General features: G+C 49.4%; 14 protein-coding genes. 12 read left to right on the forward strand and 2 right to left on the reverse strand.

From position 1 onward, the window contains the following. Positions 1 to 5 precede the first annotated feature (5 nt). From ACE5KN_RS03820 to ymzB, 3 genes are all read left to right on the forward strand, one after another. Entirely contained in the window at positions 6 to 1097 is a 1092-nt protein-coding gene (locus ACE5KN_RS03820; protein ID WP_375525259.1) for a glycosyl transferase, read from the forward strand. A gap of 99 nt (positions 1098 to 1196) precedes the next feature. Next, complete coding sequence (locus ACE5KN_RS03825) at positions 1197 to 1382, forward strand: hypothetical protein (protein ID WP_375525260.1); 186 nt, start codon at positions 1197 to 1199, stop codon at positions 1380 to 1382. A 20-nt stretch (positions 1383 to 1402) separates the two neighbouring features. Further along, a complete protein-coding gene (gene ymzB, locus ACE5KN_RS03830; protein WP_511215698.1) occupies positions 1403 to 1735 on the forward strand; it encodes a protein YmzB in 333 nt (110 codons plus the stop codon). A 101-nt stretch (positions 1736 to 1836) separates the two neighbouring features. On the opposite strand, the gene ACE5KN_RS03835 is transcribed toward ymzB, so the two are convergent. Continuing rightward, entirely contained in the window at positions 1837 to 2586 is a 750-nt protein-coding gene (locus tag ACE5KN_RS03835; RefSeq protein WP_375525262.1) for a class I SAM-dependent methyltransferase, read from the reverse strand. Between the two features lie 262 nt (positions 2587 to 2848). On the opposite strand from ACE5KN_RS03835, the gene ACE5KN_RS03840 reads away from it, so the two are divergent. The 8 genes from ACE5KN_RS03840 (at position 2849) to ACE5KN_RS03875 (ending at position 10211) form a co-directional block, all read left to right on the forward strand. Then, a complete protein-coding gene (locus tag ACE5KN_RS03840; protein WP_375525263.1) occupies positions 2849 to 4111 on the forward strand; it encodes a M20/M25/M40 family metallo-hydrolase in 1263 nt (420 codons plus the stop codon). Positions 4112 to 4125: 14 nt separating this feature from the next. Further along, positions 4126 to 4923 (forward strand): DUF3100 domain-containing protein, encoded by a 798-nt coding sequence (locus ACE5KN_RS03845; protein WP_375525264.1) that lies wholly within the window; start codon positions 4126 to 4128, stop codon positions 4921 to 4923. Then, positions 4920 to 5405 (forward strand): hypothetical protein, encoded by a 486-nt coding sequence (locus ACE5KN_RS03850; protein ID WP_355326192.1) that lies wholly within the window; start codon positions 4920 to 4922, stop codon positions 5403 to 5405. The genes ACE5KN_RS03845 and ACE5KN_RS03850 overlap by 4 nt, the downstream gene beginning before the upstream one ends. 321 nt (positions 5406 to 5726) lie before the next feature. Next, positions 5727 to 6347, forward strand: a complete 621-nt coding sequence (locus tag ACE5KN_RS03855) for a helix-turn-helix transcriptional regulator (RefSeq protein WP_375525287.1) — start codon at positions 5727 to 5729, stop codon at positions 6345 to 6347. A gap of 13 nt (positions 6348 to 6360) precedes the next feature. After that, on the forward strand, positions 6361 to 7170 hold the full coding sequence (locus ACE5KN_RS03860; RefSeq protein ID WP_375525265.1) for a pyruvate, water dikinase regulatory protein: 810 nt from the start codon (positions 6361 to 6363) through the stop codon (positions 7168 to 7170). A gap of 58 nt (positions 7171 to 7228) precedes the next feature. Then, the gene (gene glpX, locus ACE5KN_RS03865) at positions 7229 to 8206 is read left to right on the forward strand and encodes a class II fructose-bisphosphatase (RefSeq protein ID WP_375525266.1); all 978 of its coding nucleotides are present in this window, start codon (positions 7229 to 7231) and stop codon (positions 8204 to 8206) included. 281 nt (positions 8207 to 8487) lie between these two features. Beyond that, the gene (locus ACE5KN_RS03870; protein ID WP_375525267.1) at positions 8488 to 9207 is read left to right on the forward strand and encodes a YebC/PmpR family DNA-binding transcriptional regulator; all 720 of its coding nucleotides are present in this window, start codon (positions 8488 to 8490) and stop codon (positions 9205 to 9207) included. Positions 9208 to 9323: 116 nt separating this feature from the next. After that, entirely contained in the window at positions 9324 to 10211 is an 888-nt protein-coding gene (locus ACE5KN_RS03875; RefSeq protein ID WP_375525268.1) for a GNAT family N-acetyltransferase, read from the forward strand. A 31-nt stretch (positions 10212 to 10242) separates the two neighbouring features. Here ACE5KN_RS03875 and ACE5KN_RS03880 read toward each other — a convergent pair whose 3' ends face one another. Then, on the reverse strand, positions 10243 to 11211 hold the full coding sequence (locus tag ACE5KN_RS03880) for a cation diffusion facilitator family transporter (protein ID WP_375525269.1): 969 nt from the start codon (positions 11209 to 11211) through the stop codon (positions 10243 to 10245). A 332-nt stretch (positions 11212 to 11543) separates the two neighbouring features. Between ACE5KN_RS03880 and ACE5KN_RS03885 the strand changes: the two genes are divergently transcribed. Then, entirely contained in the window at positions 11544 to 11945 is a 402-nt protein-coding gene (locus ACE5KN_RS03885; protein ID WP_375525270.1) for a GNAT family N-acetyltransferase, read from the forward strand. The last annotated feature ends 1 nt before the right edge of the window (position 11946 follow it).

An 11946-nucleotide genomic window follows, 5' to 3' on the forward strand; every position in this document is an offset into this window, starting at 1 on the left:
TTGCTTTGCTGATCAGGCATCTGGAAAGAATGACGGACGATACAGGGCTGCTGGAGCATGCCATGGGTACCATCCCCCGGCGCAAGGAAGGCTACACGACGGATGACAATGCCCGCGCTTTATGGGCATGCATGGAGTGGATGAGCCACACTGCTGCAGAGGAACTTCAGGCGTGGGAATCACTGGCAGACATTTACCTGTCCTTTCTGCTGTGGGCACAGAACGAGGACGGAACGTTCCATAACAATTATGCCTATGACCGCACGCGGGAAAAAGAATCCCCTTCAGATGACTGCTTTGGCCGGTCCGTCTGGGCGGCAGCCGCTGTCTGGACCTGTGATCACAGCCATGACCGCAGATTGGCGGCAGAGCAGATTCTTGATACGTCGGCCAAACAGGCATTAAGCCTGAAGTATCCACGCGGATGGGCCTATACCCTTTCGGCATTTGCCTCCGTGTTGAACGCCAGGGATTGCGTATCCTTGTTAGGGGAGAGGGGGGAATGGCTGTCCCGCCTTCAGGCCAGGGAAATTGTATTACAGCTGCAGGATCGGCTGTTGGAACAATATCGCCGCGAATCCAGTCCTGGCTGGAGCTGGTTTGAGCCGGAGCTTACATACGGCAACGGGGTGCTGCCCTGGGCGCTGTTTAACGCTTACCGGATCAGCGAGCGTGAGGAAGTGCTTGATGCGGCACAAGCTTCTTTCCGTTTTCTGGCTGACCGGATGTCCGCACCGGAAGGCTGGATCCGTCCTGTCGGCAACGAACGCTGGGGAAGTCCCGGGTACATGAGCAAGTGGGATCAGCAGCCGCTTGAAGTCATGAAGCTGGCGCTGGCGGCCAGAGAGAGCTGGCGGGTGCAGGGAGGTCAGGACGGACCGGATATCATCCGCCGCTGTCATGATTGGTTTTATGGTAAAAATGATTGCGGTGTGCCACTGGCGGATGAAACCGATGGCAGCTGCTGCGACGGATTGACTGCCGAAGGTCCGAACCGTAACAGAGGGGCCGAGTCCACCCTTGCTTATTTATTGACAGAAGCGATCTATACGGAGGTTTTCCACAGCAGCGAGGCTCTATTGGAGCAAGTACCTTAGGTCTCCGGGAATCTGTTGATGAATTATGTGTGTAACGAGTGGTAAAGCAAATTTCAGGGCATAATCCCATTAGAACATGTATCGATTGGGGGAAATGTCATGAAAACAAACGGCAAAAAAGGGCATGTGGAATTTCATCAGCCTGTTCTCAAGCTGACGGCCGATCTGCCCGGGGATGCTGAAATGCGCGAACATCTGGCGGAAATGAAAGCGACGGACGGCTATAAGGGCTCCTGTATTCGTATCGGTCAGCAGGCGGATCAAGATACAAAAACTGTTGAATAGGGGGCAAGCCAGTGGAATCAATGCTTGAGGATGTAACCAACTGGTTAAACGGCCATACCAACCGTTCCATATTAATCCGCAAGGTGGAGTCGGGCAACGAGAATGACGTAAAAATGCAGCTGGAGCGTGCAGCCGTGCACAGCGACAGCACCCACGCCATCGATGACTATACCGGCGGGGAAGTCCTGTGCTTGTATGGTAAGGGCATAGTCATAAACGGTCAGGAGGATAACCTGCCTCTCCCGCAAAATGCCTTTCTTATACCGGCAGCAGGCATCCATCAAACCGGCATAAACGATCATTCCGTTCAGCTGACAACAGAACGGGCCCAGTATTCTATTCTACTTGTGTAGATTTACATACGGTGCCCGTTGTTCAATTACCGTTTGAAGGTCAACCTTCAGTATTAACATCTTGCTGGGACAAGGGGCTTAACGCTGATTCATGAATGGCGTTAAGCCTTTTCTTGTCTCTCCTTTGCCGCGGAGATCATTAAAAACATAGGTCTGCGGGTTTCATCCTTCATTTCAGGTATAGTTTCCAGCATTTCAGCGGAAGGAGCGGGCTCCTTAACAGCTTTAATACTGAAACCGGCATGAATCAGGTCATTCATATAGGTTGATATGGTACGATGATATTTTATAACATGCTCGGTTAAAAATGATGTTTCACGCAAGCCCTCTGCCTGATAATGATCAACGGGCCAATGCACACGTTTTCCCTCGCTATCATAATACCAATCTTGTTCATTTCGGGAAGTGAATATTGGATGTTCTACGGAAAAAACAAAAGCCCCATCTGTTTTAAGACACTTATATACTTTTTTGCAAACAGATTCAAACGATTCAACATAGTGAAAAGCCAGTGAACTGATAACCACATCAAACTGCGCCTCAGAAAAGTCGATGTCTTCAATCGGCATTTGTACATATGAAATCAGCGGATCATCCGTCATTTCACGAGCCTTCTGCAGCATTTTTTCGGAAATATCCACGCCGATTACGGAACTTGCCTGCTGCTCACGGGCATATCGGCAATGCCAACCGTAACCGCAGCCCAAATCAAGCACATTTTTATTACGCAAATCCGGCAGTATTGCTTTTAGCACATGCCATTCTCCTGCAGCCTCCAACCCTCTGACAGACCTCGGCATTTTATCATACGCCGAAAAGAAATCCGGGTCATCGTATTTGTTTTGCTTCATCGCTCATTACATCTCCTTTTTACTGACATCCCATTCTAGAAAAACAAGTAACTACTGCTAAACGCGGTCTGTCTTCTGTGAATGTACGTCGATAGACGTTTTTCTTATTATTCAACATAATGGTCCTATATTCCTTGCAAGGCGGCGGTTACTGCCATTTGAAGTACAGCTGAAAAAAAGAAAAAATATTGACATATTTTATCACGTTAAAGTAACATCAAATTCATGAAAATGAATAAATAAGCTGAAAACAGGAGGAAATATGGCATTCACAGAGTATTATGACGAAATTTATAGTGTGGCGCGTGATATTTTCGAACATCCGGAGCTAGGCTATAAGGAAAATCGCACCAGCGCGCTGATTGCAGAATTCCTTCGCAAGGTGAATCCGGACATTGAATTGGAGTCCTTCAGTACCACCGGGTTGAAAACGTATTTGGGCGAGAGCAAACCGCTCACTGTCGGATTCATTGCGGAGCTGGATGCCGTTTATGCGCCAACCCATTGGCGCGCCGATCCGGTGACAGGAGCAGCGCATAACTGCGGACATTACAGTCAGGTTGCCATCGCACTAGCCTTGTATAAGCATTTTTATACGACAGGCTTGTATAAAGATTTGGACTACAAAATTGCGTTTATATTTGTGCCTGCCGAGGAGTATCTGGACCTTGAATACCGGCAAAAGCTGCTGGATGAAGGCACGATTTCCTACTTCGGCGGCAAGCCTGAGGCCATGAAGCTGGGAGTGTTTGACGATATTGACGTGGGGATATGCGTTCACGCCATGGGCGGAGAGTATCCGGTGAGAACGGTGGAGATCAACTGCGACCTGGCCGGATTTTTATACAAAAAATATACGTTCGGGGGTAAAGCCTCTCATGCGGGCTTCGATCCTTTTTCAGGCAAAAATGCGTACAGCATGTCCACATTGTTTAATGTTACACTGGGTCTGGCGCGCCAGCACATGAAGGATGCGGAGAAGGTGCGCATGAATCCGATCGTCATGCATTCGGATATGTCCACCAACGTCATCCCCAACCATATTACAGTGGGAACGGATCTGCGCACCCAGACGGTCGACTATATGAAAGAGGCTGCGGCCAAAATGGACGCCGCCGCCCAAGGCAGCGCCGTAGCGCTGCAGGGAGAGGTCGAGATTGTCACGCAAATGGGGTATCTTCCTTTCGTACAGAACCGTTATCTGTCCACGTTTGTTATGGAGGCTTTTGAAGCCAGCGAGGAAATTCAGGATATTCTGAACAATAACGCCATCAGTGCGGCGGGTGATATCGGGGATTTATCGTATATGATTCCATGCATCCAAATCGGCTACAGCGGGTTTTCCGGCACGATTCACGGCGATGACTTCAAGGAAATCGACCCTGAATTCATATATGAGGTATTTCCGCGTTTTCTGACCGATGTATTCGAGCGCATGAAGGGCTGTATTGACCGTAATCAACTATATCGACGTAGTTTTACAGACTATGAAGAACTGCTGGCTTCCATTATGAAAACTGAATAGGAGAAGAGACATCAATGAAATTTAAAGCTACATATATATACCTGCTTGCTTTCGTGCTTTTGGTCATTGCCGCGTCAGAGTTTATTGGCATTCAATCGTTTATGGTCGGAAATATCCGCATCAATCTGCTGCCGCTTGTGTTTGCGATCCTGATCACGATGGTGCTGGGTGTGCCGGTGTTCCGCAAAGGGCTGCTCAAAAAAATTTACAGTCCCGACAATGTGGGCTTTGCAGGTAAATATCTGATCTTTATCATGCTGCCGCTTATGGCCAGATACGGAGCGGATGTGGCTCCCAAGCTGCAGGAAATCTTCGCGGTAGGCTGGGTGTTTCTGATTCAGGAGATCGGCAACCTCGGTACCGTTGTGCTGGGGCTTCCGGTTGCCATTTTGCTTGGTCTGAGACGTGAAGCGATCGGCGCGACTCTCGGATTGGGCCGTGAAGGTGAACTGGCGTATATTTCGGAGAAATATACCCTGAACTCGGACGAAGGCCGTGGTGTACTGTCCCTGTACATTATTGGAACGCTGTTCGGCACATTGTTCTTTAGCGTTATTGCGCCGGTGCTGCATGGTTTGGGCTTTTCCATCGAAGCCTTGGCGATGTCGTCCGGTGTAGGCTCTGCAAGTATGATGACGGCTGCATCGTCGGCATTAGTCTCGCAGCAGCCTGATATGGCGGAAACGATCAATGCATATGCGGCTGCAAGCCAGCTGCTGACAAGCTTCCTGGGCACATATACGATGGTATTCCTGGCTGTGCCGCTGCAGCGCATGATGTACAAACTGTTCGTAAGAGGTGGTAACAAGTGAGTAAAGGCTTGAATCAATACGTTAAATATGCACTTATTCTTCTGCTGAGCGTCTCGCTCATTTTATTTACGGAGCAAATGAAGTTTTTGAAGGCCGGTGAGGGCGGGCATGTGACGTGGGGCACGATCAGCGGGCTTGCCGTTTTGTGGTTGTTTTCGTTTATCGGCATTTTAATATCACAACTTATGAAAAAACAGCCCCTCAAATTTCTTGCCGAATTCCCGGTCCTGGGCTGGGTGTCGATTACGTCACTTGTATTCTGCCTGATCTCAGATGTGTTTGTTAATGCCATTGCACAAGTGAATTTCCTGTCGATCACAACGCCGATTCTGGCCTTCGCGGGCATTTCCGTCGTGGACCGGCTGGTGGATCTGCGCAAAACGTCCTGGCGGGTTGCCATTGTGGCCATTTTTGTATTTACCGGTACCTACCTGGGCAGTGCAATTTTGTCGGAAATCGGATTGGCGCTGTCAAGCAAATAATCAATGAAACAAAGGGGATTCTCCAAAGATCCGTTGATCTGGAGATCCTCTTTTTTTCATGCTCTGAAACGCTTCGGGTTTCAGCAAGCTCTTTACCGTATTAATAGACCTATAGAGAATATTTATGATGTTATATATGCTGTAGTATGTTGCATAATCATTATTTATGACGTATTATATGTTCAAGTCAATTGTTGGAACTTACTTCGTCCTGGACTGCCCGGTGAATCATGTCGAATGCGCAGAGCAGTGGAGGGGGTGAGCAGGCCAAGGAAAGTGGAACAAAGCGGAGGGATCAACATCGAACTAACGCCAAGACAAATGGAAATCGTAAAAATTGTGCAAAAGCATGCCCCGATCACAGGGGAACAGATTGCAGAGATGCTGAAGGTGAGCCGGCCGACACTGCGCTCGGATCTTTCGAAGCTCGTTATTCTGAATTATATCGACGCCAAACCGAAGGTTGGCTACTTCCTCGGCCAGAAGGGCAATACGAGACAGGAAGAGAAGTTCAAGATGCTGCAAAAGAAGGTCGGGGAAATTCACAGTGTTCCAGTCATTGTGAGAGAAATGACAACCATCCAGGATGCGGTGGTGTCCCTGTTCCTCGCCAACGTCGGCAATCTGATCGTTACAGATGAGGAAGGGAACCTGGCGGGAGTAGCTTCAAGAAAGGATCTGCTGAAGGTAACGCTCGGCAATCCGACGGCCGGGTCTATTCCGGTCAGCATGGTCATGACCAGACAGCCCAATGTCGTGACTGTATCCCCGGAGGACACCATATTGGAGGCGGCGCGCAAAATTATTGCTCACCAAATCGACAGCCTTCCGGTCGTCATACCGTCCGACTCGGGGAAGCCGGGCTCTCACTGGAAGGTCGTGGGCCGGATTACGAAAACCAACATTATTAAAATGCTGCTCGACATGGTTGCCGAGGATTAACGGGAGGAATGGAATGGTACAGTCGTCAAGTCACTTTATTGCAATATGCTCGGATTCGATCGGGGAAACTGCAGAGGCCGTCGTGCAAGCGACGATGCGGCAGTTCGATCTGCCGAACACGGAAATCAAACGTTATATGAATGTCAGAGATGAAGATGAATTAAGACAGATGATGGAGGAGGTTGCGGATAGAGGCGGTCTGGTTGCCTATACACTGGCCCTGCCGGAGCTGCGGGAAGCGATTAAGGAAGAAGCGGTGCGTTTGAGTGTGCGTGTGGTGGACGTCATGGGTCCGATGATGCAGGCGGTGGCGGATACGTTCAACAACGATCCCTTCGAGAAGCCCGGTCTGCTGCACCGGATGGATGAACCGTATTTCAGAAGAGTGGAAGCGATGGATTTCGCCGTGCAATACGATGACGGCAAGGATGTCAGCGCCATTCTGAGGGCAGACATTATCCTGCTTGGTGTATCACGCATATCCAAAACCCCGCTGTCCATGTTTCTGGCTCATAAAGGCTACAAAACCGTCAATTATCCGCTCGTTCCCGAGCTTACGCCGCCGGCCCAATTGTATGAAAAGCTGGAGGGCAAAATATTCGGCTTGACCATTAACGCGGAGCATTTGCTTAAAATCCGCAGCGAGCGCCTTAAGGTGATGGGACTGCCCAATAATGCGCAGTATGCATCCATGGAACGTATTCAGGAAGAGCTCGCGTATGCCAACCGCATTTTCGGGGAGCTGGGCTGCCCGGTTATCGACGTGACGGATAAAGCGATCGAGGAAACGGCGGGCCTGATTCTAAACGACCTATTAAGATAAATTATACAAATAAGATAAATTGTACAAACCAAACCATATTTATTTGGAGGGATGAGGAATGGAGAGTCAACTGGCTTTGGAATTGGTACGGATTACGGAAGCGGCAGCGCTGGAATCGGCAAGATGGACCGGCAGGGGAGACAAAAACAGCGCTGATGATGCGGCTACAACCGCCATCCGCAGCCATTTCAATACAGTGCCGATGGATGGCACCGTCGTCATTGGCGAAGGTGAAATGGACGAAGCACCAATGCTCTATATCGGTGAGAGAGTCGGCAACCGCAAGGGACCGAAAATGGATATCGCTGTGGATCCGCTGGAGGGAACCGAAACCGTCGCGAAGGGGCTGAATAATGCCATCTCGGTTATTGCAGCGGCTCCCCAAGGAAGTCTGCTTCATGCGCCGGACATGTATATGCAAAAGCTGGCCGTCGGACCCAAGCTGGCCGGCAAGCTGTCGCTCGACGATCCTCTTGAGCAGACTCTCACCAAAGCAGCGCTCCTGCTGGATCGGCCTTTGACAGATCTGACGGTATCCATTCTGGATCGGGAACGTCATCGCTCGATCATTGAGGTGCTGAGACAAGCGGGCGTGCGCATCAAGCTGCTCGGACATGGGGATGTCATGGCCGCTATTGACACCTGCGCGGACAGCGGCGTTGATCTCTATATAGGCTCTGGCGGTGCACCGGAAGGAGTGCTTGCCGCTGCGGCCATGAAGTGCATGGGCGGCGATATCCAGGGGCGGCTGCTCCCTGAATCCGAGGCGGATGTGGAGCGCTGCAAGCGGATGGGTATCGACCAGCCTGATCGCCTGCTGACCATGGACGATATGGTGGGCCGGCAGGGGGTTCTCTTTGTAGCCACAGGTGTGACGCCCGGAGAGTTCCTGCAAGGTGTTCGTTATCTTCCTGGTAGCCGTGCGGAAACTCACTCGGTGGTCATGTATTCCGAAACGAAAACCGTTCGCTTCGTACGGAGTGTCCACCAGCTCGAAACGCAGCTTGGCACATTGGCCCAAGCCGTATCCTTCTAAAACAAATTGAATTTACTTATAATATGGAGCCGGCCGGAAATAAGGTCGGCTCTTATTTCATCTCAAGATAAACTTACTTTAAACGCGGTTCGGCTGCATAGAACATACGAAGATAGACTTTTATCTTACGGATGTGTCAGTACCTTGAAATTAACCGAAACGCAGCTGCTGAAGGTCTAATGGAGCTTGTTCAAGCGCTTTTTAAGAGCTATAATGGAAAAGGTCATGTTTGAAACGAAAACCAAATTTCTAGATTCAATATAGAAAGAGAGCGGAACAGTATGGGTCGTAAATGGAATAATATTAAGGAAAAAAAGGCGTCCAAAGACGCCAACACGAGTAAAGTATATGCGAAGTTTGGCGTAGAAATCTACGTAGCCGCCAAGAAAGGCGAACCGGACCCGGAATCCAACCGCGCCCTGAAGGTGGTACTGGAACGCGCTAAAACCTATAATGTGCCTAAAGCCATTATTGACCGTGCGCTGGAGAAAGCCAAAGGCAGTGCGGATGAAAACTATGAAGAGCTGCGGTACGAAGGTTTTGGCCCCAACGGCTCCATGATTATTGTAGACGCGCTGACGAATAACGTGAACCGCACGGCACCTGCTGTACGCGCTGCATTCAGCAAAAATGGCGGCAACATGGGTGTGAGCGGCTCGGTTGCTTATATGTTTGACGCCACGGCCATTATCGGGCTGGAAGGCAAGACGGTCGATGAGGTCATTGAAGTTCTGCTTGAAGCGGATGTGGATGTGCGAGACGTGCTTGAGGAGGATGAGGCAGTCATCGTTTACGCGGAGCCGGATCAATTCCATGCTGTGCAGGAGGCGTTGAAAAATGCCGGAGTTGACGAGTTCACCGTTGCGGAACTAACGATGCTTCCACAGACCTATGTAACGATTCCGGAAGACGGACAGGCACAATTCGAGAAGCTGATCGATGCGCTGGAAGACCTCGAAGACGTGCAGCAGGTTTATCATAATGTTGAATTTGAAGACTAATTTTTAGAATCATTAAGCGAAACTCGCTTTTTGTATGGATTCATCCATACGAAAAGTGAGTTTTTTTGTTCATAACTTTTGCTATAATCTTCTCAAACAAATGGGGAGGAAAAAACTTGATCCGAATTGAGAAAATGACCTCATGCACCATAGATGAAGCCGTGCAGGCCTGGAATGACGGGTTTGAAGGATATTATTTTAATATGGCCACAACACCGGATGTTTTTGTGAAAAGAATGGTGGCAGAGGACCTGTTACCTTCGCTCACACTGATCGCATTTGATGGAAACCAACCCGTCGGAATCATCATGCACGGCATACGAACTGTTCAGGGACAAAAAATCGCCTGGAATGGCGGGACCGGGGTTGCGCAGTCCATGAGGGGAAAAGGGGTGGGGAAGAAACTAATATCTGCCGCGCTTGATCTTTTAAAAGGTGAAGGTGTAGAGAAAGTAACGCTTGAAGCGGTGAGCAAAAATGAAGGGGCGATTTCGTTATATAAAAAGGCGGGCTTTGAGATCGTGGATGAGCTTGAGTATTTAACCCTCAAAGGAAGCTTGAACGGTTATACCCCGCTGAGTATTCCGGCCAGTGCGGATTATCATATAGAAGCTGCGTTTCCTGTTCATGCTGGGCAGCTCCAGTTCTACCGTGCGTCTCATCCCTGGCAGACTCAATGGCAGAGTGTAAAAGACGGCGAAGCTGTTATCGTTCGTAGCGGGATGGGCGATCCAGTAGGTTACGCGTATTATCGCAGAAGCTTCAACACAGATGGAGAACACACATCCACCACTTTATATCAGTGTGAAGTGTTTCCCGATCACCCAGATAGCAAATATTTGATACATATGATGTTAAGCCATGTGTTTGGCAAATTTACAGACAATATGAACCGTACTGTTCCCAATCTCCCAAAGCATGCAAGTGCTGTAACCGGGAAAATTCTGAAGCAAATCGGCTTTACTGTGTATGCCGAACAGGTGCAGATGAGCCGTCAGCTCTGATCTGCACCTGAAAAAGTTGACTATTCTTCTATTAAACTTTCAGCTCACCATGCTGCAGCTGTCCATCTTCTACCTGAATGGTGGCGTGGGTAATGTTGAATTTTTGTTCAATCAGCCGGAGAGCCTGCTGCAGCACGGCCTGAGGGTCTTTCTGGTCTGCAATCACCAAGTGGCAGCTTAACGAATTCATTCCGGAAGTGATGGTCCAAATATGGAGGTCATGCACATCGACAACACCATCCACCTGCATCAGTGTCTCGCGCACCTGTGCCGAATCGACTCCTGCCGGTGTGCCCTCCATCAGGATGTGGATCGCATTTTGGATAACACCCCAGGCGCTTTTCAAGATAAGCAGGGCCACGAGCACGCTGATAATCGGATCAGCGACGTACCAGGAGGTCAGGCTCATAATCAGTCCGGCTGCGATGGCACCCACCGAACCAAGCGCGTCACCAAGTACATGAAGATAGGCGCTGCGCACATTGATATTCTCTTTCACATCGCTTTTTCTCATCAGGAACCAGGCGCTGAGCAAATTGGCAAACAGCCCGATAAAAGCGATGACCATCATGGAGCCGCTGGCTACAGTTGGAGGCTCAAAGAAGCGTTGATAAGCTTCCCAAATGATAAATCCGGCAATGACGAACAGAGCGACACCGTTCAGCAGAGCGGCCAATATTTCGAACCGGTAAAAGCCGTACGTTTTTTTTGCGGATGGCGCTTTAGCCGACATGAACATGGCAACGAGACTCAAAGCGAGCGCTCCGGCATCGCTAAGCATATGACCCGAATCCGACAGCAGAGCAAGACTGTTGGTGACAAGTCCGCCGAAAAATTCCAAAAACATAATTCCGGTTGTAATGATGAGGGCGATGGCAAGCCCTTTTTTGTTATTTGGCATGTGGGCATGCGCGTGATCGTGATGGCCGTGAGCATGTCCGTGGCTGTGTGCATGATCATGATGAGCATGCGCAGAGTGCTGATGTGTGGAATGGCTCATAACATTTTCCTCCTAATATATGAATAGTTGCTCATGTGTTCTTATGTGGCAATCATACAATCATTTTCTGAATGATGCAAGCTTTTTTGAAAAACTTGTGAAAAGCGAGAATAACACAAATGAGCTGCTAATTTTACCAACACATATAAGTATGACCGGAAGAACAGAGATCAAGCGCTGTTTGATATCAGCGGGAATACAAAGCTTTGGGGGCCTGCATACTAAACGGGTATGTGCATCCTGTCCAGACAGTCATTCCTAATTTGGAATACAGCCGGAATGGGTAATACATAATGACAGGCATCGGAGAGACATCGAAGGAGGTGCAAATGATGAGTAATGGCGCTAAAAATTCCGTGCAGGAAACCAAGGAAATGCTGGAATCCACAAAAGAGGGCTTTCAGGATCTGGAGTCCGCTGGTTTAGCCGAGGATGCAGGGGAAGAAACGATTGCGGGCGGCAAACTGGTGAAAGAAGGAAACGGGTTTGTCATCCGGGGGGAGCATGGGCTGATCGGGGAAATTACTTATTCGGTCAGACCGGGAACAGATACCTGGATGCTTGATCATACCTATGTTACACCCGAATACCGCGGCGGTGATATCGCCAAACGAATGCTGGACAGGGTGGCCGAAGAGGCGAGACAGGAAGCCAAAAAAATTATTCCTTTATGCTCCTATGCGAGGATTCAATTTGAAAGAAATCCCGGGTACCACGATGTGTGGCAGCAATAAA

The sequence above is a fragment of the Paenibacillus terreus genome (assembly GCF_042138595.1).
Classification (GTDB): domain Bacteria; phylum Bacillota; class Bacilli; order Paenibacillales; family Paenibacillaceae; genus Paenibacillus; species Paenibacillus terreus.

Excerpts from the sequence above, each read along its gene's own strand:
- ACE5KN_RS03840 (WP_375525263.1), top strand. The coding sequence starts at position 2,849 with ATGGCATTCACAGAGTATTATGACGAAATTTATAGTGTGGCGCGTGAT.
- ACE5KN_RS03855 (WP_375525287.1), top strand. The coding sequence starts at position 5,727 with ATGGAAATCGTAAAAATTGTGCAAAAGCATGCCCCGATCACAGGGGAA.
- ACE5KN_RS03880 (WP_375525269.1), bottom strand. The coding sequence starts at position 11,211 with ATGAGCCATTCCACACATCAGCACTCTGCGCATGCTCATCATGATCAT.
- ACE5KN_RS03860 (WP_375525265.1), top strand. The coding sequence starts at position 6,361 with ATGGTACAGTCGTCAAGTCACTTTATTGCAATATGCTCGGATTCGATC.
- ACE5KN_RS03835 (WP_375525262.1), bottom strand. The coding sequence starts at position 2,586 with ATGAAGCAAAACAAATACGATGACCCGGATTTCTTTTCGGCGTATGAT.
- ACE5KN_RS03825 (WP_375525260.1), top strand. The coding sequence starts at position 1,197 with ATGAAAACAAACGGCAAAAAAGGGCATGTGGAATTTCATCAGCCTGTT.
- ACE5KN_RS03870 (WP_375525267.1), top strand. The coding sequence starts at position 8,488 with ATGGGTCGTAAATGGAATAATATTAAGGAAAAAAAGGCGTCCAAAGAC.
- ACE5KN_RS03885 (WP_375525270.1), top strand. The coding sequence starts at position 11,544 with ATGAGTAATGGCGCTAAAAATTCCGTGCAGGAAACCAAGGAAATGCTG.
- ACE5KN_RS03845 (WP_375525264.1), top strand. The coding sequence starts at position 4,126 with ATGAAATTTAAAGCTACATATATATACCTGCTTGCTTTCGTGCTTTTG.
- glpX (WP_375525266.1), top strand. The coding sequence starts at position 7,229 with ATGGAGAGTCAACTGGCTTTGGAATTGGTACGGATTACGGAAGCGGCA.
- ymzB (WP_511215698.1), top strand. The coding sequence starts at position 1,403 with ATGCTTGAGGATGTAACCAACTGGTTAAACGGCCATACCAACCGTTCC.